Annotated in this window: 15 protein-coding genes, 1 tRNA gene and 3 rRNA genes; 18 read left to right on the top strand and 1 reads right to left on the bottom strand. The window is 40.0% G+C overall.

All coding sequences use genetic code 11. The features are described from left to right. The first annotated feature begins 21 nt into the window (after positions 1 to 21). On the top strand, positions 22 to 693 hold the full coding sequence (locus AC0L3W_RS08905) for a GntR family transcriptional regulator (RefSeq protein ID WP_409439139.1): 672 nt from the start codon (positions 22 to 24) through the stop codon (positions 691 to 693). Positions 694 to 851: 158 nt separating this feature from the next. Here the strand turns inward: AC0L3W_RS08905 and AC0L3W_RS08900 are convergent, their stop codons facing one another. Further along, a complete protein-coding gene (locus AC0L3W_RS08900; protein ID WP_409439140.1) occupies positions 852 to 1,343 on the bottom strand; it encodes a GlcG/HbpS family heme-binding protein in 492 nt (163 codons plus the stop codon). Between the two features lie 169 nt (positions 1,344 to 1,512). Here AC0L3W_RS08900 and AC0L3W_RS08895 point away from each other — a divergent pair, with 169 nt between their 5' ends. The 17 genes from AC0L3W_RS08895 to trmB all read left to right on the top strand — a co-directional run bounded on the left by AC0L3W_RS08895 (position 1,513) and on the right by trmB (position 21,959). Continuing rightward, entirely contained in the window at positions 1,513 to 2,376 is an 864-nt protein-coding gene (locus tag AC0L3W_RS08895) for a fumarylacetoacetate hydrolase family protein (RefSeq protein ID WP_409439141.1), read from the top strand. Between the two features lie 80 nt (positions 2,377 to 2,456). Further along, positions 2,457 to 4,337, top strand: a complete 1,881-nt coding sequence (locus AC0L3W_RS08890) for a TRAP transporter permease (protein ID WP_409439142.1) — start codon at positions 2,457 to 2,459, stop codon at positions 4,335 to 4,337. Positions 4,338 to 4,413: 76 nt separating this feature from the next. Next, positions 4,414 to 5,373: a TAXI family TRAP transporter solute-binding subunit gene (locus AC0L3W_RS08885; RefSeq protein ID WP_409439143.1), complete on the top strand. Its 960-nt coding sequence runs from the start codon at positions 4,414 to 4,416 to the stop codon at positions 5,371 to 5,373. A gap of 121 nt (positions 5,374 to 5,494) precedes the next feature. Next, positions 5,495 to 6,424, top strand: coding sequence for a TAXI family TRAP transporter solute-binding subunit (locus tag AC0L3W_RS08880; protein WP_409439144.1), 930 nt, complete (start codon positions 5,495 to 5,497; stop codon positions 6,422 to 6,424). Between the two features lie 182 nt (positions 6,425 to 6,606). Further along, on the top strand, positions 6,607 to 8,487 hold the full coding sequence (locus AC0L3W_RS08875; RefSeq protein WP_409439145.1) for a TRAP transporter permease: 1,881 nt from the start codon (positions 6,607 to 6,609) through the stop codon (positions 8,485 to 8,487). After that, entirely contained in the window at positions 8,487 to 9,032 is a 546-nt protein-coding gene (locus tag AC0L3W_RS08870) for a cupin domain-containing protein (RefSeq protein ID WP_409439146.1), read from the top strand. The genes AC0L3W_RS08875 and AC0L3W_RS08870 overlap by 1 nt, the downstream gene beginning before the upstream one ends. Positions 9,033 to 9,218: 186 nt before the next feature. Further along, complete coding sequence (locus AC0L3W_RS08865) at positions 9,219 to 9,440, top strand: hypothetical protein (RefSeq protein WP_409439147.1); 222 nt, start codon at positions 9,219 to 9,221, stop codon at positions 9,438 to 9,440. Between the two features lie 269 nt (positions 9,441 to 9,709). Next, positions 9,710 to 10,630: a manganese-dependent inorganic pyrophosphatase gene (locus tag AC0L3W_RS08860; RefSeq protein ID WP_290040289.1), complete on the top strand. Its 921-nt coding sequence runs from the start codon at positions 9,710 to 9,712 to the stop codon at positions 10,628 to 10,630. A gap of 210 nt (positions 10,631 to 10,840) precedes the next feature. Beyond that, positions 10,841 to 12,181 carry a UDP-N-acetylmuramate:L-alanyl-gamma-D-glutamyl-meso-diaminopimelate ligase gene (gene mpl, locus AC0L3W_RS08855; RefSeq protein WP_290040288.1) on the top strand — a complete coding sequence of 447 codons (1,341 nt, stop codon included), beginning with the start codon at positions 10,841 to 10,843 and terminating at the stop codon, positions 12,179 to 12,181. Between the two features lie 19 nt (positions 12,182 to 12,200). Then, entirely contained in the window at positions 12,201 to 12,809 is a 609-nt protein-coding gene (locus tag AC0L3W_RS08850; RefSeq protein WP_409440407.1) for a flavin prenyltransferase UbiX, read from the top strand. Between the two features lie 474 nt (positions 12,810 to 13,283). Beyond that, positions 13,284 to 14,826: ribosomal RNA gene (locus tag AC0L3W_RS08845) — 16S ribosomal RNA — on the top strand. Positions 14,827 to 14,930: 104 nt separating this feature from the next. Continuing rightward, positions 14,931 to 15,006, top strand: a tRNA-Glu gene (locus tag AC0L3W_RS08840). A gap of 444 nt (positions 15,007 to 15,450) precedes the next feature. Further along, a 23S ribosomal RNA gene (locus tag AC0L3W_RS08835) occupies positions 15,451 to 18,339 on the top strand. A 148-nt stretch (positions 18,340 to 18,487) separates the two neighbouring features. Beyond that, a 5S ribosomal RNA gene (gene rrf, locus AC0L3W_RS08830) occupies positions 18,488 to 18,603 on the top strand. The 16S, 23S and 5S rRNA genes sit together here with 1 tRNA gene alongside, the layout of an rRNA operon. Positions 18,604 to 19,598: 995 nt before the next feature. Continuing rightward, on the top strand, positions 19,599 to 20,522 hold the full coding sequence (locus tag AC0L3W_RS08825; protein ID WP_409439148.1) for an ABC transporter ATP-binding protein: 924 nt from the start codon (positions 19,599 to 19,601) through the stop codon (positions 20,520 to 20,522). Beyond that, positions 20,512 to 21,285 carry an ABC transporter permease gene (locus tag AC0L3W_RS08820; protein ID WP_409439149.1) on the top strand — a complete coding sequence of 258 codons (774 nt, stop codon included), beginning with the start codon at positions 20,512 to 20,514 and terminating at the stop codon, positions 21,283 to 21,285. The genes AC0L3W_RS08825 and AC0L3W_RS08820 overlap by 11 nt, the downstream gene beginning before the upstream one ends. After that, positions 21,282 to 21,959 (top strand): tRNA (guanine(46)-N(7))-methyltransferase TrmB, encoded by a 678-nt coding sequence (gene trmB / locus AC0L3W_RS08815; RefSeq protein ID WP_409439150.1) that lies wholly within the window; start codon positions 21,282 to 21,284, stop codon positions 21,957 to 21,959. The genes AC0L3W_RS08820 and trmB overlap by 4 nt, the downstream gene beginning before the upstream one ends. Positions 21,960 to 22,003 lie beyond the last annotated feature (44 nt).

Here is a 22,003-nt window from a genome sequence, read left to right as displayed (position 1 = left end):
TTGTAATTTATGGATGAAAATATGAATGGTCAAAATGGTAAAACAGCAATTAATCGCGTCTACCATCAATTAAGAACAAAAATATTACAATGTGAATTTTCTCCTGGTGAAAAGTTGAAAATAGAATCACTCAAAATATTGCTTGATATCGGTGCTTCTCCAATTAGAGAAGCGCTCAGTTTATTAACATCAGATGGCCTCGTTGACCGCATCGATCAGCGTGGTTTTCGTGTTGCACTGATGAGTAAAGAAAACTTCAATGAAATATTATTGTTACGCTGTAAACTTGATGACTTAGCCTTAAGAAAAAGTATTGAGTTTGGTGATAGCCAATGGGAAGAAAATTTAGTGGTGCTGCATCATCGGTTAAGTCGTGCTGATATTGAAGACTTTTCGTCTTGGGAGTGTATGCATAAAGCATTTCACATGGCGTTGATTGGAGAATGTAATAGTCCTATTCTTTTCGAATACTCTAATCAGCTCTATGATCAAAATATTCGCTATCGTTTTTTAGCGGAAAGAACAAAAAATTACAAATCAAGAAATGTTTCTGACGAACATTCAAAAATATTGAATGCGACGATAGAGAGAGATGCTGATCTTGCTTCGGAATTGCTTATTAAGCATTATAATTCAACGAGTAACTTCTTAGTTTCTTTATTGGAAAAAAATAATCTTAATGTTTGGCGCTAAGTTATCAGGTGATTACATCATCAATGCAAATTATGTAAATAAAATAGAATAATTGCATTGATGATAGTGCTCTTTCTTGCATGTTATACCGACTACATTAAATGACTTTAACAAGTAAAATAGACCGATTAATTAATGTTAAGGGGATTAACTGGCTTTTATAACCCTGCATTTTGCCATTTATCATTAGGCTTCTCAGGATGAGATAAGTACTTAGTGGTATTAATTGCCGCTATGGCACAATATTCGTCTTTATCTGATGCATCTCCACTGATACCAACCGCCCCAATAACTTCAGTCTCTTCATTACAAATTAAAACACCGCCTGGTACTGGCACAAAACGTCCTTGAGATGTGCTCGCAAGAGCCGCTTGAAATGAGGGTCTATCAGCTAATCTATCTCTAATTTCACGACTCGATATTCCCATACCAAGCGCACCCCATGCTTTACCTGCTGCAATATCTACTCGCATGATTCCACAGCCATCTTCACGTTTGATAGCGATAATATTTCCACCTACATCGAGTACCACTACTGTTAATGGCAATAGACCGTGCTGATGTCCTATTTCGATAGCGTTATCAATAATAGCCACTGCATCTTTCAGTGGTAATGAGACTGCTAAATTTTTTACATAGTAATCACTCATTAAACCCTCTCTTATTTTATTTATGGTGAATTATTTAACAAATAATACACATTTAAATAGATATTGCACCACCTCACATAAAAATAACGATTTTATTGAAATTATTTTGTAATTATCTATATTTTATTTAGTTCTAAAATAACAATCCATTAACAATTAAGGAATCAGTATGAAAATTGTCTCGTTTGAATGTGAAGGGAAGAACCATATCGGTATTAAAATGGGCGATGAGGTTATTGATATTAATATTGCTGGAAAAGAACTACCTAAAGATTTATTAAGCCTGCTTCAGTCCGGTTTAGATATTCAACAAGAACTAAGCTCTCTTATAGATCATGCCCCACAAGAGGCCAAGCATTTAACTAAAGATTTGTGTTTCACACCACTTATTCAACATCCGCCTAAAATTATTTGTATTGGTCGTAACTATGCTGCTCATGCAATTGAAGGTGGTGTTCAGCCTCCAACTTATCCTGAGATATTCCTTCGTTGTTCTGAATCATTAATTGGACATGAACAGCCAATTATTCGTCCAAAATGTTCAGATAAATTAGATTATGAAGGTGAGATCGCAGCAATTATTGGTAAAGAAGCGAGACATGTTAAAGAGCAAGATGGCTTAGATTGCATTGCTGGTTACGCTTTGTTTAATGATGCAACGATTCGAGACTATCAACGCAAGAGTTCTCAATGGACTATCGGAAAAAATTTCGATGGCACAGGGGCATTTGGTCCTGAATTTGTGACCGCTGATGAATTACCTTTAGGCATGGACGGAGTGCAGTTAGAAACCCGCCTCAATGGAGAATTAATGCAAACCGCTAGCACTTCAGACTTCATTTTCCCAATGGCTAAACTCATTGAAATATTAAGTGAATGTATGACGCTATTACCTGGTGATGTGATTATCACTGGTACACCATCTGGCGTCGGTTATGTAAGAACGCCACCGGTATATATGAAGCCTGGAGATGTTGTCGAAGTTAAAGCCAAGGGTCTAGGGGTATTAAGAAATACAATAGAAGACGAATAACCTTGAGTATTTCATCTTCATTGATTAAGGACTTATCGTGATTTGATAATTTAATGTCTAACGATTTAAAGAGAGTGATAATGATTAATAAACACCTTATAACTATCATTGCAGCTATTATTCCAATGTTAAGTATTTTATGGGCTATCCAAGCTCCATTGATACTTGGTTTAGAGATTGCCCGTGTTCAATATTTAGCTGTACTTTTAGGGGTAGGGTGTTCGTTAGTCTATTTATCTGACAAATCTGACGTTAAAGCCGAAAAAATGCTAACGAAGTTTCTCGCTTTAGTGTCAGTTGCTGTTTTTCTATGGATTAGTGTTAACTATCAGCGATTTCAAATGGATTTTCCCTATCTGACAACTGAAATGCAAATAATAGGCGGTATTACGCTGTTATTGGTGTTGGATGCCATTCGCAGAACAACCGGTTGGATATTATTAAGCGTTATTAGTCTATTTTTAGTTTATGCCTTTATCGGCGAGTATATTCCAGCCCCTTTAACGGGGACGGGAAGTACATTAAATGAAATTGTTGTGTACATGGCTTTTGATCCTAATGCTATTTTAGGGACTCCACTTGGTGTTATTGCCAGCATTGTTATTGTATTCATCTTTTTTGGTAAATTATTGGTTAGTAGTGGGTGCGGTGAATTTTTTATTGACCTTGCTATGGCCTCTATGGGGAAAAGAAGAGGAAGTGCAGCTAAGACATCAATTGTAGGATCAGCGCTTTTTGGTTCAATTTCTGGTAGTGCGGTTTCAAATGTTGTCACAACGGGAGTGATGACGATACCTTTAATGAAACGTTCTGGTTATAGCGGTGTACAGTCAGGTGCTATTGAAGCTATCGCATCTACTGGTGGACAATTAATGCCGCCGATTATGGGAGCCGCTGCATTTTTGATGGCCCAGACTTTAGAAATCCCTTACAGCGAAGTCGTATTAGCCGCTTTGATCCCTGCTTTGCTATATTACATCTCTGTTTTTATTCAGGTGGATTTAATCGCTGCCCGTGATGATATTGTCCCAACAGAAATAGATCATAAAACGGTGTTAGATGTTTTGATCGAAGGTTGGCACTTTGTTATTCCATTCTTTGTGCTGATGTACTCCATGTTTGTTAATAATGCTTCGGCTGAATTATCTGCATTATACGCATCAATCTCTATTATGATTCTTGGTTCTATAAGAAGCTACCAAGGACAAAAACTAAATACTCAATCTATGCTCTTTGCATTTCCAGATACTGGTAAGACGGTCATGGAACTGATTATGATAGTTGCTGGTGCAGGTTTAGTTATTGGTTTATTAAATATTTCATCAGGTGGCTTCGCCTTAACCTTATCTTTAGTACAACTAGGTGCTAGTCATATTTCTCTTTTATTAGCGGTTTCTGCAGGCGTTTGTATTTTGTTAGGGATGGGAATGCCAACAACTGGCGTTTACGTCTTACTTGCCGCATTGGTTGCACCTGCATTAATAGAAACAGGCATAACGCCTTTATCTGCTCATATGTTTATTTTATATTTTGGCATGATGTCGATGATCACTCCGCCTATTGCTCTCGCTTCTTTTGCAGCCGCAAGTATCACTGGTGATAAACCGATGAAAACAGGTTTTGAGGCAATGAAACTAGGATGGCTTGCTTATGTGGTGCCACTACTTTTTATATCTACTCCTGCATTACTTATGAATGCTAGCGCATTTGATATTGGCGTTACCTTTGTCATTGCGGTCATTGGGGTTCATTTTATTTCTGTATCAGCGGTCGGTTATTTTGCTGGGCACTTAACTTATCGAATGCGTTTACCAATGCTAGTACTTGGTATGGTTATTATTATGCCACCTACATGGCTAGATATGCAGTTTATCCCCGCTATTTTAGCAATTTTTATCGGGGTATTTCTATTATACCGATTACACCGTAACCACCAAATTAACGAGTTGAAAATAAATTAAATTAATAAAGTAACGCTAATACTCACCATCAATTTTGTGTTTGTACACAGTACTTAACTGAAAAAGAGAGAACGCTATGAATATCATGAAAACTACTTTTATCTCCTTAAGCATACTTGCTTCATATCATGCTTCAGCAGCAACTTACGGGATAGGTGCCAATCAACAAGGCTCTCTTTTTTATTCATTAGGAGCTGCACTTTCTAAGGTTATGGTAGAAAAAACAGATAAACAATATCGTGTCGCCCCCTATGCCGGTTCTTCGACTTATCTGCCAATGATGAATGCTGGTCGATTAGAATTTGGTTTTACTAATGGCGGAGAAGCAACTTTTGCTTATTTAGGTAAAGAAAATTTTGAAGGGCGCGAGAATAAAAATTTGAGACTAGTCGGTGTTGTTGTGGCGACACAAACTTCATTTGCTGTGCCATTGAATTCAGATATTAAATCTGTCTCAGATCTTAAAAATAAACGTGTACCGTCAGGATATAACTCTGGCCGAACTTTTCATTTTTATTCCAATGCTGCATTAGCCTCTGAATCAATGACCATTGACCAAACCAAAAAAGTGCCTAATCCTAACTTCGTAACTGCCATTACTGCGCTTGCTGAAAATCGTGTCGATACTGCATTAATACCAATGAATGTGGGCGCGGGTAAAAAAGCAATGGCTACGATGAGTGATGGTTGGCGTTATCTTAGTTTAGATAATAGCCCAGCAGCTAAAGCGGCAGTTAGTGCGAACTTACCCTCTGCGCGCATTGTTAGTGTTAAGCCTGATGCATCAAAAACTGGCGTTGTCGAGAATCCAACTAATATGATTGAAGTCGATTTCTATTTAGTTGCAGGTGCAAAGGTACCTGATGATGTTGTTTATGAAATGGTAAAAACAATGGTATCGAATAAAGAGAGTCTGAAAAAATCATTTGGGGCTTACGCTCGATACAACCCTGAAAATATGGTGCAAGATAATGTGGTTCCATATCATGCAGGTGCAATAAAAGCCTATAAAGAATTGGGTTTTTGGAATAAATAACAGTACAGGAAATACTTATTTTTTCAAAATAGCTTTTAATGAAAAAGCTATTTCAACGTAATTTATAATAACAATATGAGTTCATATAATTATTTCTCTATATGCAAAAGGAATCATAGATATGCGAAATTTAAAAACAAATGTAGCGATCGTATTAACGAGTTTATTTCTAATAAGCCAGACAACTGTTGCTGAAGAATTACGTATTGGTACCGCTACTCAAGGCGGTGCATTTTATCCTGTAGGTCAGGCCGTCTCGACATTAGTGACTAATCATGCAGAAGGACTTGAAATGGTGCCTGTTGTCACACAAGGGTCGGTACAAAACCCTAAATTAGTTAACAGCGGTGAAATCGATGTTGGTATTACTAATAATAATTTAGCTGTATTAGCAAATAAGGGAATGGGAGCGTATAAAAAAAGTGGGGCGATGGAGTTACGTGCTATTGGTCCGTTACATTTCAGTGTATTACATATGATTACAGGTGCTGATTCTGATATAAAAACAGTCGCAGACTTGAAAGGAAAAAAATTAGCGCTAGGCCCAGCTGGTGGCGGAACAATCCCTTTCGTAAAACAAATTTTAGGCTTACATGATTTAACATTAAAAGATATTACACCTAGTTTTCTCTCTTATGCCGATGGGTTTAGCCAATTATCAGATGGTAATGTCGATGCCGTTTTTGCATTAAGTGGATACCCAGCTAGTGCGGTAGTACAAGCCAGAGTGAATAAAGAGTTAAAGTTTATTAAATTTGCTCCTGGGGTACTTGCAAAAGCATTAGAGCAATATCCTAATTATAGTGAGATTGTAATTACAAAAGATGTTTACGATATGCAAGCTGACGGCTCTGCTCTCGGTGTAAGTAATATCTTATTTGTACGAGCCGAGTTAGAAGAAGAAAAAGCTTACAAGCTCACCAAAGCTATTTATTCACATATGGATGAGTTCAAGCAAATGAACGCTACAGCTAAGCAAATTATTGTTGAAAATGCGACCAAACTAAAAATCCCGCTTCATCCTGGTGCAGAACGTTACTTTAATGAATAAAGCTCATTTAAAGTGAACTGCTAAATAACCTCAAAAAACACAATGGCTAACCTTAGGAATGATTCTTAATAGCCTTTATAAATGACTAAGTTTGGTCTCATTGTGTTCCACTTTATGACTTTAAGGTAAATGGTCGCCTACATCATTTTACTTAGATGAGCCATTTACTGTAAGGATCTTTTATGAATTTTAATACATCGCAGTTAACGCGAGCTGTTATTGTGCTTTTTGCATTTTCAATTGGTCTGTTTCATCTTGCTAATGTGTCTGGGCTATTTGTGCTTTCTACGCAAAGTATCCGCATTTATCATTTAATGATGATGTTAGCATTGTTGTTTATCTCAAAGCCTTCATTTTCAATTTTTAAAGACAATACATTAGATAAAGTACTGAGTGTTGTGCTGACTTTAATCACACTCGGTAGTGGTATCTATATGCTTTCTCGTTGGCAAGATATTGCTCTTTCAGGAGGTGAAACTGAGTTACTCGATGCTTGGGTCGGAGTGGTTATTTTATTACTTGTGTTAGAAGGTGCTAGGAGAGCTGTCGGTAATGTTTTAGCCATTATTTGTACGCTCTTCTTTATATATCCTTTTATAAGCGCTTATTTACCGGGTGTATTAGAAAGCCGAGGTTACCCTTTATTACGTATCTCTGAAATATTAACCACGACTTCAGAAGGGGTTTATGGGATCCCATTGGGAGTGTCTGCCACTTATATTATTTTATTTTCGATTTATGGTGCTTTTTTAACTGAGTTTGGAGCGGGAGAGTTTTTCTTTAAAATTGCCAGTCGTTTAACATATAATATGCGTGCAGCGGGAGCCAAAACGGCTGTTATTTTTTCAACATTACTTGGTATGGTCTCTGGTTCAGCTGCGGGAAATGTTGCGGTCACTGGTACATTAACCATTCCGATGATGAAAAAGGAAGGGTATCGACCTCATCAAGCTGGTGCAATCGAAGCGGTTGTTTCTACTGGTGGTCAGCTTATGCCTCCAGTGATGGGAGCCGCTGCCTTTATTATGGCAGAGATAATTGGCGTTCCTTACACTGATATTATGAAAGCCGCGATTATCCCTGCTTGTTTGTTTTTTCTATCTATCTTCTTTGTTGTTCATTTGCAGGCGGTAAAGGCTGACTTAAAACCGATACCTGCTGACACAGAGGAGCATCAATCTACATTGAAGCTGTTGATTCACGGTGGCCAATATATTATTCCATTTGGTACGCTTATTGCGATGATTATTTATGGTTTCTCTCCTTTTAAAGCTTGTTTTTATTCAACCGTTATATTGTTGATTTGCCATCTTATTTGGCAACGTCGAATTGATAAAACCTTTTTCAGTAAATCTTTTAATGCCATTACGAATGGCGCAAAGTCAGTAGTTCCTATCGCTGCTGCTTGTGCTGCTGCGGGTATTATTGCAGGAACATTAGGAATAACTGGGCTCGGCTCTAAAATATCTAGCATTATCATCGCTACATCAGGTGGTGTCCCTTTATTGGCTTTACTACTAACAATGGTGGTGGCGATTATCCTAGGAATGGGCTTACCAACTACTGCTGCCTATTTAATCTTAGCGACTGTTGTTGCCCCTGCATTATCTCAGTTGGGAGTAGACTTATTAACTGCTCATATGTTCGTGTTTTTCTACGGCTGTGTCTCCACTATTACCCCTCCTGTTGCACTTGCTTCCTACGTTGCTGCTGGTATTTCTAATGCCAGTATCAGTAAGGTTAGTTGGACCGCGTTCTTTTATGGGATTACTTGTTACATATTACCTTTCATGTTTTTTTATGGCCCAGGGTTACTGTTAAGAGGCTCAATGATTGACATCTTATTAGCGGTCTCAACTGCGATTGTTGGTGTGATTGCAATTGCCGCCTCAATTATTGGCTTCTTTAAACAAGATTTAAATTTTATCACCAGAATAATCGTATTTTCAGCAGGATTAGCATTAATGCTTCAAGATATGACAACTGATTTAATAGGGGGGATTGTCCTATTTACCTTATTTTTAACTTCGAAAAAAACAAATAAATCACAGGAGATTAAATAATGACACATCAAATAAGACGAGTAGTCACTGGACACGATAATGAAGGTAATGCAATTTGTGTTTCTGATGAAATAGCGACAAATATTTTACAGCGCCCAACTAGGCCTGGTGTAACGTTGACTAACTTATGGCAGACGGATACGAGCCCTGCCGAGTTTAACGGGCCTGAAGAGACAGTTGATGGACCTTTCATATTACATCCCCCTGAGAATGGTACTGTTTTTAGAATTATTGAGTTTTTACCTGAAGATCCAGAAGTGATTAAAAATATAGATGGCAAGGCTGCTTTTGCTGCCATGGGCGCGTCAGATAATATTGTTGAAAATGCTCGCCACCCTTATATGCATAGAACTGATAGTGTTGATTATGCAGTAGTTTTAAAAGGTGAAGTTTGGATGCTAATGGATAGAGAACAAGATGATGTATTGCTAAAAACAGGAGATACGGTTGTCCAACGAGGAACCAATCATGCTTGGGCTAATCGGGGCACTGAACCTTGCTTAATTATGTTCGTATTGGTAGATGGTATTTCTAATTTAGATTAATATTATTAATGAATGCAGAGTTATTTGTAGTGGTATACCCAACCCTGTAAATAAGTTTGCATTTTTCTTCATAAATAGACGAATAGTTTCTGTGCCATCATATCTGTTATTTTACAAATAAAGTAAATCGTCTGCATGACTCTTTCTGCTTAGTCGTTATGCACTTCATAGTTGAATCTGCCTACCATGAAGATAGAAGTATGGTTAGCAAATAAAATGGATAGCAACACTTTATCTCAAGATAATCGTTTAACCGCTGTAAGAAAACGTTACCAGCTTCCACAATATAACGCTCATAATGCCTTGGTGGATTCCTTAGCCACAGCCGAATTATTATTGGCACAAATCGCTAGAATATATCGACATAAACCAGTTACCCTTGAAACTTTATATAAAATTAGTCAGTAAACCTAAATTTTCAGCTTATAAAAGGGCGATAGTGGGAGGGTAATTGCTATCATTTGTTAGCGAATTTATTAAGCAGTACTTGATGTGCAAACTGGTACTTATATAATAAGCAACAGATGACTAGATAATTAAAGCCAAAGTAAAAGTAAGTATAGTCGTTAATAGATGCTTATTATCTTCTATTAAGATGGCTGTTTAGACTTAATAAAAATGACAGAATCAGGTATTCTGCCCCCCAAATTAATTTACTAACATATGTGGAAACAACGATGATCGTATTAGGACACCAAAACCCAGACTGTGATAGCCTTTGTAGTGCTATTGGCCTTGCAAGCTTATTTAATAAAATGGGTAAAACAGCAACACCTGCTCTACAAGGTGAGCCAAATCCAGAAGCGTTATTCTTGTTAGAGCAATCAGGTTTGCCACAACCAGAAATCCGTACAGAAGTTGCGGGTGAAGAAATTTTTATTGTTGACTACTCTGACTGGGGTCAAGGTACTGCAGACATGAAGAAAGCAACAATTCTAGGTATTGTGGACCACCATAAATTAGGTGATATCACAACGTCTACTCCATTAGAGTGTTGGATTTGGCCAGTAGGTTGTAGTGCAACTATCGTATACAACATGTATAAATTTAATAACCAAGTTCCAGATGCGCCTGTAGCTAAAATGATGATGGGTGCAATCATCTCTGATACGGTTAACTTCCAAGGCCCAACAACGACTGATATCGATAAAGTTGCTGCGAATGAATTAGCTGCAATCGCTGGCGTTGATGATATTGAAGCATTTGCTGCTGCGCAGTTTGAAGCTAAATCAGATATCGCATCGGTACCTGCTGCTGAATTAATTTTGCGTGATCAAAAAGTATTTGAAATGGCGGGTGATAAATTAGCAATCGGCCAACTTGAATTAACTTCTTTAGATACAGCATTATCTAAAAAATCAGACATGTTAGCTGAGATGGGCGTTTTGCAAGCTGAAAAAGGTTATCACTCAACCATCGTTTTATTAACAGATATCAATAAACTTGATACCGTAGCAATTATAATCTCAGAAGATGAAGATAAAGTCGCTAAGGCATTGAACAGCACCGTTGTAGATCATACATTTGATTTACCCGGCGTAGTAAGCCGTAAGAAGCAAATTATTCCATTCTTACAAGCTGCATTTGAAGCAGAATAAAAAACAACTAATAAGCTAAGTCAGTTAGTTTATTAGTTACTGTTTTATGGCTAAGGCGGATTTCCTGAGGGAATTCGCCTTTTTTATTATCTAAGATAAAGTTAATGTACGTTTAATTCCTGCTATTTGTTATTACTCCCTCTTATTTTTTGTTAGATATGTTGTTAACATCTTTTCTCATCTCTATTTTATTCGGCATATCGAGGTTTCATGCATATTCATATACTTGGCATTTGTGGCACATTCATGGGTGGCGTTGCTATCTTAGCTAAATCATTAGGTTATAAAGTGACTGGTTCAGATAAAAATGTCTATCCGCCAATGAGTACTCAACTAGAAAAACAGGGGATCGAATTAATTCAGGGCTTTGATCCAAGCCAGTTAGATAACAAACCTGACTTAGTGGTGATTGGTAATGCCATGAGTCGCGGTAACCCATGTGTAGAAGCTGTATTAGATAAACAAATCCCTTATATCTCTGGTCCACAATGGTTATTAGAGCATGTATTAAAAGATCGTTGGGTATTAGCGGTGGCTGGTACGCATGGTAAGACCTCAACATCTAGTATGTTGGCATGGATCTTAGAATACGCCAATATGCAACCAGGCTTTTTGATTGGTGGCGTACCTGAGAACTTTGGATTATCTGCTCGTTTAGGAGAAACGCCTTTCTTTGTTATTGAAGCTGATGAATACGATAGTGCCTTCTTTGATAAACGTTCTAAATTCGTTCATTACCGTCCAAGAACCTTAGTATTAAATAACCTAGAGTTCGATCATGCAGATATTTTTGAAGATTTAAATGCGATTAAAAAACAATTTCATCACTTGATGCGTAGTATACCGAGTACTGGCCGCGTATTTATCCCCAATAAAGATGAAGCTCTTATGTCGGTTAAACATATGGGGTGCTGGAGTGAAGTGGAATACCTAGGTAAAAACTGGTCAGCTATCAAAGTAAAAGAAGATGGCACACAGTTCCAAGTGCAATTAGACCAACAAAATCAAGGTCTGGTTAACTGGGAATTGATGGGAGACCATAATATTGATAACGCATTAGCCGCGATTGCAGCAGCTCGCCATGTTGGCGTAACACCAGAAATATCAATTGCTGCATTGGCTGAGTTTAAAAGTATCAAGCGTCGTATGGAAGTAAAGGGGACGGTAAATAATATTACTGTTTATGATGATTTTGCACATCACCCAACAGCGATTAAAACAACGTTAGCCGGATTACGAGCAAAAGTAGGGGATGAAAATATCATCGCTGTATTAGAGCCACGATCTAATACGATGAAATTAGGTATTCATAAAGAAGCTTTAGTAAATTCTTTAAATGTTGCAGACCACGTATATTGTTTCGAAGACAAAAACATTCAGTGGTCAATGCAAGAATTATTTGATGAACAAGGTAAACGTGTACAGATAGAAACAGATATAGATACATTAGTTGAACAAGTGGTGAAAAAGGCAAAACCAAATGATCATATCTTAGTAATGAGTAATGGTGGCTTTGGCAATATTCATCAAAAATTATTAGATAGATTATAGAGTGAGCAAAAAGATGACAATGCAATATAACGATACCGTGACTTTAGGTGTAACAGGCGCATCTGGAAGTGGATACTTTTTACGTTTGTTACAAACCATGGTGGACGCAAACGTAAAAGTATATCTATTGTTGTCAGAAGCGGCGCAGATCGTACTAAACACAGAAGCTGATGAAGAATGGCCTCGTGATATTGATACGTTAAATACATATTTAGTTTCTCGTTTTAATAGTCAAGAAGGGCAGATTGTTGCATTAACAGCGAAAGATTGGTTTTCACCGGTAGCATCTGGCTCTTCGGCACCTAAAAAAATGGTTGTTTGCCCTTGTAGTTGTGGAACACTCGCTTCTATTGCACAAGGTTTGTCTAATAATCTTATTGAAAGAGCTGCTGATGTTGTATTTAAAGAAAGAGGGCAGTTGATTGTCATGCCAAGAGAAGCGCCATTTTCTACATTACATTTGAAAAATATGCTTACATTATCTGAGTTAGGCGCAACAGTAATGCCATTAGCACCAGGTTTTTATCATAAACCAACCACTATTCTAGAATTACAAGATTTTATGGTAGCCAGAGTGATGGACCATTTAAAGATCGAACACCAAACTAGTAAACGTTGGTGCGAGTAAAAATTCAGCAAAAATAGTGTTATTTGATGGTTATTTAAACGAATTAAAATAAATAGTAAAAATAACCATTTAATTACAATAAAACGCTTGCCAATGTGATCTTAATCCCTATAATGCGCACCCACAGACACGGGACGGAACGCAAGTTACCCAGCGAGTTTGAGAACAAAATAAACGCAGTAAACGCTTCGAAGTTCGCTTTGAAATAAAGTTGAAAATTAACGTTGACATTGTTCGAAAGGCGCGTAATATACGCCGCCTAGCCGAAAGGCACGCTCTTTAACAATTTAATCAAACAATCTGTGTGAGCACTTATTGTTGATGTGATTTCAAAAAAATCAAAGTCCTACTTGTTAGGCAACATCAATAGAAGTGACACACGAATTAATTCATTAATTCAGAATAACATTGTACTTAGGTACATAGTTTTAGTCAGTAATATTGAGTCGCAACTTAGGTTGCAAATTAAACTTTAAATTGAAGAGTTTGATCATGGCTCAGATTGAACGCTGGCGGCAGGCTTAACACATGCAAGTCGAACGGTAACAGAAAGTAGCTTGCTACTTTGCTGACGAGTGGCGGACGGGTGAGTAATGCTTGGGAATATGCCTTATGGTGGGGGACAACAGTTGGAAACGACTGCTAATACCGCATAACATCTCCGGATCAAAGTGGGGGACCTTCGGGCCTCACGCCATAAGAGTAGCCCAAGTGGGATTAGCTAGTTGGTAAGGTAATGGCTTACCAAGGCGACGATCCCTAGTTGGTCTTAGAGGATGACCAGCCACACTGGAACTGAGACACGGTCCAGACTCCTACGGGAGGCAGCAGTGGGGAATATTGCACAATGGGCGAAAGCCTGATGCAGCCATGCCGCGTGTGTGAAGAAGGCTTTCGGGTTGTAAAGCACTTTCAGCGAGGAGGAAAGGTTGTACTTTAATAGAGTGCAGCTGTGACGTTACTCGCAGAAGAAGCACCGGCTAACTCCGTGCCAGCAGCCGCGGTAATACGGAGGGTGCGAGCGTTAATCGGAATTACTGGGCGTAAAGCGCGCGTAGGCGGTTAATTAAGTCAGATGTGAAATCCCAGGGCTCAACCTTGGAACTGCATTTGAAACTGGTTAACTAGAGTTTTGTAGAGGGTGGTAGAATTTCAGGTGTAGCGGTGAAATGCGTAGAGATCTGAAGGAATACCAGTGGCGAAGGCGGCCACCTGGACAATAACTGACGCTGAGGCGCGAAGGCGTGGGGAGCAAACGGGATTAGATACCCCGGTAGTCCACGCAGTAAACGATGTCTATTAGAATTTTGTGGCTATATGCCGTGGGATTCAAAGCTAACGCATTAAATAGACCGCCTGGGGAGTACGGCCGCAAGGTTAAAACTCAAATGAATTGACGGGGGCCCGCACAAGCGGTGGAGCATGTGGTTTAATTCGATGCAACGCGAAGAACCTTACCATCCCTTGACATCCAGAGAATCACCTAGAGATAGATGAGTGCCTTCGGGAACTCTGAGACAGGTGCTGCATGGCTGTCGTCAGCTCGTGTTGTGAAATGTTGGGTTAAGTCCCGCAACGAGCGCAACCCTTATCCTTATTTGCCAGCGGGTTATGCCGGGAACTCTAGGGACACTGCCGGTGATAAACCGGAGGAAGGTGGGGACGACGTCAAGTCATCATGGCCCTTACGGGATGGGCTACACACGTGCTACAATGGCAAATACAAAGGGCTGCTAACCAGCGATGGTATGCGAATCTCCTAAAGTTTGTCGTAGTCCGGATCGGAGTCTGCAACTCGACTCCGTGAAGTTGGAATCGCTAGTAATCGTGGATCAGAATGCCACGGTGAATACGTTCCCGGGCCTTGTACACACCGCCCGTCACACCATGGGAGTGGGCTGCACCAGAAGTCATTAGCTTAACCTTCGGGATGGCGATGACCACGGTGTGGTTCATGACTGGGGTGAAGTCGTAACAAGGTAGCCCTAGGGGAACCTGGGGCTGGATCACCTCCTTACGTAAAGAAACACATCCTTTGTACTTAGGTACATTGGCGCAAGTAATAATGAGTGCCCACACAGATTGTTTGATTAGAATGATAAAGCGCAAAAATAGTTCCGGGTCCCCATCGTCTAGAGGCCTAGGACACCGCCCTTTCACGGCGGTAACAGGGGTTCAAATCCCCTTGGGGATACCAACACTATCTAGCGAAAGATACTCTATAAATAGAAAAATTTATAAAGTGTTTTTTAACACTGCTCTTTAACAATTAGGAAAGCTGATAAATGTTCTTATTTATCGCACAAAAACAATGACACTTCGGTGTTGATTGGTGTGATAAATAAAACGAAATGTTTAATTCATTACGATGAATTAAACGAGTTCTCAATATTAAAACTTCGGTTTTAATGTTGTAATCAAGCAAAAATAAAATGCACATTACATGCAAATGTAATGAGTACGTATCTACACACTCTTTTGAGTGTTAGGTGCACGAAAAACGTAAACGTTTTTCATATGTAAATATGAGAGTCGCAAGCGTCTTGGAAACAACATACAGCAACCCAGTTGCGTATTTATGCAATTTAGGATGTTTTTAACATCATATAAATTGCTTAATGACACTTCTTAGGTGTTGTATGGTTAAGTGAATAAGCGTGCACGGTGGATGCCTAGGCAATTAGAGGCGATGAAGGACGTGGTAATCTGCGATAAGTCCAGGGGAGTTGATAACAAGCGTTATATCCTGGAATTTCCGAATGGGGCAACCCGGCACTTAGTGTCATCGTTATGTGAATACATAGCATAGCGAAGCAAACGAGGGGAACTGAAACATCTAAGTACCCTTAGGAAAAGAAATCAACCGAGATTCCGAAAGTAGCGGCGAGCGAAATCGGAACAGCCCTTAAGCTGTTTAAAAGTTAGTGGAAGGCTCTGGAAAGTGCCACGGTACAGGGTGATAGTCCCGTACACAAAAACTTCTTTACAGTGAAAACGAGTAAGTCGGGACACGAGAAATCCTGATTGAATATGGGGGGACCATCCTCCAAGGCTAAATACTCCTAATTGACCGATAGTGAACCAGTACCGTGAGGGAAAGGCGAAAAGAACCCCTGTGAGGGGAGTGAAATAGAACCTGAAACCGTGTACGTACAAGCAGTAGGAGCGGATTTATTCCGTGACTGCGTACCTTTTGTATAATGGGTCAACGACTTAATTTTAGTAGCAAGGTTAACCATTTAGGGGAGCCGTAGGGAAACCGAGTCTTAACTGGGCGAATAGTTGCTGGGATTAGACCCGAAACTTGGTGATCTAGCCATGAGCAGGTTGAAGATTGAGTAACATCAATTGGAGGACCGAACCCACTAATGTTGAAAAATTAGGGGATGACTTGTGGCTGGGGGTGAAAGGCCAATCAAACCAAGAGATAGCTGGTTCTCCTCGAAAGCTATTTAGGTAGCGCCTCATGTATCACTGTTGGGGGTAGAGCACTGTTAAGGCTAGGGGGTCATCCCGACTTACCAACCCTTTGCAAACTCCGAATACCAACAAGTGCAATCATGGGAGACACACGGCGGGTGCTAACGTCCGTCGTGGAAAGGGAAACAACCCAGACCGCCAGCTAAGGTCCCAAAGTATATGTTAAGTGGGAAACGATGTGGGAAGGCTTAGACAGCTAGGAAGTTGGCTTAGAAGCAGCCATCTTTTAAAGAAAGCGTAATAGCTCACTAGTCGAGTCGGCCTGCGCGGAAGATTTAACGGGGCTAAACATATCACCGAAGCTGCGGACGCGTATTTATACGCGTGGTAGAGGAGCGTTCTGTAAGCCGTCGAAGGGAAAGGTGTAAACCATCCTGGAGGTATCAGAAGTGCGAATGTTGACATGAGTAACGATAAGGGGGGTGAAAAACCTCCCCGCCGGAAGACCAAGGGTTCCTGTCCAACGTTAATCGGGGCAGGGTGAGTCGACCCCTAAGGCGAGGCCGAAAGGCGTAGTCGATGGGAAACGGGTTAATATTCCCGTACCCTTATATTTTGCGATGGGAGGACGGAGAAGGCTAGGTGGGCCTGGCGATGGTTGTCCAGGTTCAAGAGTGTAGGCGGGAGATTTAGGTAAATCCGGATTTCTATTAACGCTGAGACTCGATGTCGAGCTACTAAGGTAGTGAAGTCATTGATGCCATACTTCCAGGAAAAGTCTCTAAGCTTCAGAAATATAAGGATCGTACCCCAAACCGACACAGGTGGTCAGGTAGAGAATACCAAGGCGCTTGAGAGAACTCGGGTGAAGGAACTAGGCAAAATGGTACCGTAACTTCGGGAGAAGGTACGCCCTTGACGGTGATGAGACTTGCTCTCTAAGCTGTTGGGGGCCGAAGATACCAGATGGCTGCAACTGTTTATTAAAAACACAGCACTCTGCTAAATCGTAAGATGACGTATAGGGTGTGACGCCTGCCCGGTGCCGGAAGGTTAATTGATGTGGTTAGACTTAGGTCGAAGCTATTGATCGAAGCCCCGGTAAACGGCGGCCGTAACTATAACGGTCCTAAGGTAGCGAAATTCCTTGTCGGGTAAGTTCCGACCTGCACGAATGGCGTAATGATGGCCATGCTGTCTCCACCCGAGACTCAGTGAAGTTGAAATCGCAGTGAAGATGCTGTGTACCCGCGGCTAGACGGAAAGACCCCGTGAACCTTTACTATAGCTTAGCAGTGAACTTAGAGCCTACATGTGTAGGATAGGTGGGAGGCTTTGAAACCGCGTCGCCAGATGCGGTGGAGCCAACCTTGAAATACCACCCTTGTATGTTTTGAGTTCTAACCATGGCCCCTGAATCGGGGTTTGGGACACTGTTTGGTGGGTAGTTTGACTGGGGCGGTCTCCTCCCAAAGAGTAACGGAGGAGTACGAAGGTTGGCTAATCACGGTCGGACATCGTGAGGTTAGTACAATGGTATAAGCCAGCTTAACTGCGAGACAGACACGTCGAGCAGGTACGAAAGTAGGTCATAGTGATCCGGTGGTTCTGAATGGAAGGGCCATCGCTCAACGGATAAAAGGTACTCCGGGGATAACAGGCTGATACCGCCCAAGAGTTCATATCGACGGCGGTGTTTGGCACCTCGATGTCGGCTCATCACATCCTGGGGCTGAAGTCGGTCCCAAGGGTATGGCTGTTCGCCATTTAAAGTGGTACGCGAGCTGGGTTTAGAACGTCGTGAGACAGTTCGGTCCCTATCTGCCGTGGGCGTTTGAGAATTGAGAGGAGCTGCTCCTAGTACGAGAGGACCGGAGTGGACGAACCGCTGGTGTTCGGGTTGTTATGCCAATAGCATTGCCCGGTAGCTACGTTCGGAATCGATAACCGCTGAAAGCATCTAAGCGGGAAGCGAGCCTCAAGATGAGTTCTCACTGGAACTTTAAGTTCCCTAAAGGGCCGTTGGAGACTACAACGTTGATAGGCAAGGTGTGTAAGTGCGGTAACGTATTGAGCTAACTTGTACTAATTACCCGTGAGGCTTAACCATACAACACCTAAGTAGTGTTGCTGTTAACCAAGATTGTCAAAGAAGACATTAAAATATAACGCTTGTGATAGCGTATTTACATAACTGCTACGATTATACAGAACGACTAAAGAACATTAGACTGTCACTTTCCTAATTAAATTTTATGCTTGGCGGCCATAGCGCTGTGGTACCACCTGATCCCTTGCCGAACTCAGAAGTGAAACGCAGCTGCGCCGATGATAGTGTGGGGTCTCCCCATGTGAAAGTAGGTCATCGCCAAGCGCCTAATTAAACGAACCCTGTTGATTAACATCGACAGGGTTTTTTTATGTTTGTTGATTTATGATGACCTACGTTGAAAGTAGGGTGAGTTTGCCGAGAGGCAAGGCACACGAGCAGAGGAGCTCCGCGACGACTTTTCATCGCCAAGCGCCTAATTCGAACAATCCCTGTTGACTATGTCAGCAGGGATTTTTTCGTTATTGGCTGTTGGTTTTATAGCGACTTGAGCATGGGATAAATAAGCGCCACGTAGTGGCCAACCTTATGTGTGATAGCTAGGGGCGAATGATACGCCAGTATCGGTTTATGAGCGGGCTAAGCTCCGCGTGCCCTGGTGGATCCGCGACAGCGATGGCCCACGAGTGGAGGAGCTCTGCGACGACTTCTCATCGCCAAGCGACTCATTAAACGAACCCTGTTGATTAATATCGACAGGGTTTTTTTATGTTCAAAATTCAACTATATCTGAGTTTATCGTTATTTATATATCAATTGACGACACATCTTTTAAGGGGCGCTGGCTTCAGCCTGCAGTTGTTTGTGTTGATTTCGGGTTACTTATGAAGTGTTGATTGGTTAATCGCAGTTAATCATCGTATTCGACGATTAGTCCCTAGGAATAAACGATCCAACATGGGATTGAGTAAATCAAAAGCCTAAGTCCAAAACAACTAGGCTAAAGCCAAGCGGCCCTTATATTAAGCTTTGTTTAATTGCTGTCGCCTAACTCGGCCAGAATCTCAATATTAAGCTTGGTTTGTTCACTGTGACCTAATTCGTTCAGTATCTGTAAGACTAATCCTGTCATCTTAGGCAATGCGTTCCACTGCCCTTGTTATTGTACTGTCAGTAATTGTTTATTCGTTTACGCTTAAGAATCACTTAGTAGGGGGTAAGTTTATGTTACAATTCTTGCCTTATTTTTTACTCTGTTTATTCAGTAATGTTTCTTATATTTCATTACTTGAGTGAATACTGATTAAGGCTTTATTGTTATGAATGCAATTGAACTTCACAATATAACCAAAACCTATAAGGGCGGTGTTACGGCTTTAAAAGGGGTTTCTTTACAGGTTAAAGAAGGTGATTTTTATGCTTTGCTGGGACCTAATGGGGCAGGAAAGTCATCCACCATTGGTATTATATCTTCGTTAGTTAATAAAAGTTCTGGCAAAGTGAATATCTTTGGCTACGACTTAGACATCCAACTCGAACAAGCTAAAAGCCAAATTGGTTTGGTGCCACAAGAGTTTAACTTCAATCAATTTGAACCACCTTTACAAATATTAGTTAATCAAGCTGGTTATTATGGTACTCCCCGTAAAGAAGCTTTTGTCAGGGCAGAAAGATACTTAAAGCAGTTAGATTTATGGGAAAAACGTAACGAACCTGCACGAGAGTTATCTGGCGGTATGAAACGTCGTTTGATGATCGCCAGAGCATTAATGCATCAACCTAGGTTGTTAATTTTAGATGAGCCTACTGCAGGTGTTGATATTGAGTTAAGGCGCTCAATGTGGACATTTTTAACTGAGCTTAATCAACAAGGTGTGACGATTATTTTAACCACTCACTACTTAGAAGAAGCTGAAAACTTATGTCGAAATATCGGTATTATTAATCAAGGTGAATTAGTGATTAATACGAGTATGAAAGAGTTATTGAGTCGTTTAGATAATGAAACTTTTATTTTAGATGTTGAGCATTTTAGCGAATTACCAAGTAGTAATGAGTTTAACTTAACGGCTATTGATGACAGTACCTTAGAGTTAGAGCTGCCAAAGTCACAATCACTGAATCAAGTATTTGCTTTGTTAACTGAGTATGACATTGCTGTAAATAGTTTAAGAAATAAATCTAACCGTTTAGAAGAGTTATTCTTAGAGTTAGTGAAAAATGGAGTTATTGATGCTAAATAAACAATATTTAACCGCAGTCAAAAGTATTTGGAGAAAGGAAACAAATCGGTTTTTACGTATTTGGGTACAAACTTTAGTACCACCTGCAATCACTATGTCTTTATATTTTATTATCTTTGGTAATTTAATAGGTTCTCGTATTGGTGAAATGAATGGCTTTAGTTATATGGCGTTTATTGTACCTGGCTTGATCATGATGTCGGTGATTACTAACTCTTATTCTAATGTCGCATCATCATTTTTTAGTGCTAAATTACAACATAATATTGAAGAGTTATTAGTTGCTCCTGTGCCAAATTATCTTATTATTTTGGGGTATATGGGGGGCGGTGTTGCTCGAGGGTTAATGGTTGGATTCATTGTAACCCTAGTTTCCCTATTCTTCGTTGATTTGCACATTCATAATATCTTTGTATTGATTGTGAGTGTTTTATGTACCTCTATTTTATTTTCCTTAGGTGGTTTGTTAAATGCAGTATTCGCTAAAACATTTGATGATATTAGTATTATCCCTACTTTTGTTTTAACGCCTTTAACCTATCTTGGCGGTGTATTCTATTCAATATCTTTACTGCCTGATTTTTGGCAAGGTGTTTCACACTTTAATCCTGTGTTTTATATGATTAATGCATTTCGTTACGGTTTTTTAGGTGTGTCTGATGTGCCGATTATATGGTCATTTGTAGTGATATTTAGCTTTATAACAGTCACTTACTCTCTTCTTTATATTCTTCTACAAAAAGGCATAGGTGTACGTACATGATTGATATTACGGGTGATTCAAGAGTTATCACATCCAATCAACAAGGTCTAAATGAAAAGCTCGATGAGGTGGTGTTAAAGCACTTACAACATGATTTTAAAAAGCCTTACCAAACACATACCTTAGAAGCTTTTAAAGAGGTCGAGAAGTGGGTTGAGCAACAAGGTAAGCCGATTATTTTTGACTCATGTTGTGGTGTGGGCGAAAGCACTTTTCATATTGCTAATGCGCATCCTGAAGCAATTGTGCTAGGTATGGACAAATCAGCTGACAGATTATCAAAACATCCAAGTGATAATGAACAAGTGATCCAAACCTTAGATAACTATCGTTTATTACAAGTTAACCTAAATGATTTTTGGCGCTTAGCCGTAGAAGCTGAATGGACATTGTCACACCATTATCTGCTTTACCCAAACCCATGGCCAAAGGCGAAGCATTTACAACGTCGCTGGCATGGTAGTGCAGTGTTTCCTTCTATTATTAAGTTAGGTGGAAAATTGGACTTGAGAAGTAACTGGTTTACCTACGTTGAAGAGTTTCAAAGGGCGTTATCATTGGCGAATGTTGAAAGTCATATCGATGTATATAGGGCTAACCAAGCTATTACTCCTTTTGAAAGAAAATACTGGGCAAGCGGGCAGCAGTCTCTTAGATTATTATCAGATTTATAAGATACCTGTAATTAATTGAAATATTATGTGTGTTTTATAGGTCT

This window comes from Psychromonas sp. KJ10-5 (assembly GCF_055808325.1).
Note: the sequence above shows the minus strand (reverse complement) of the source record. Positions and strands in the feature narration are given on the sequence as shown.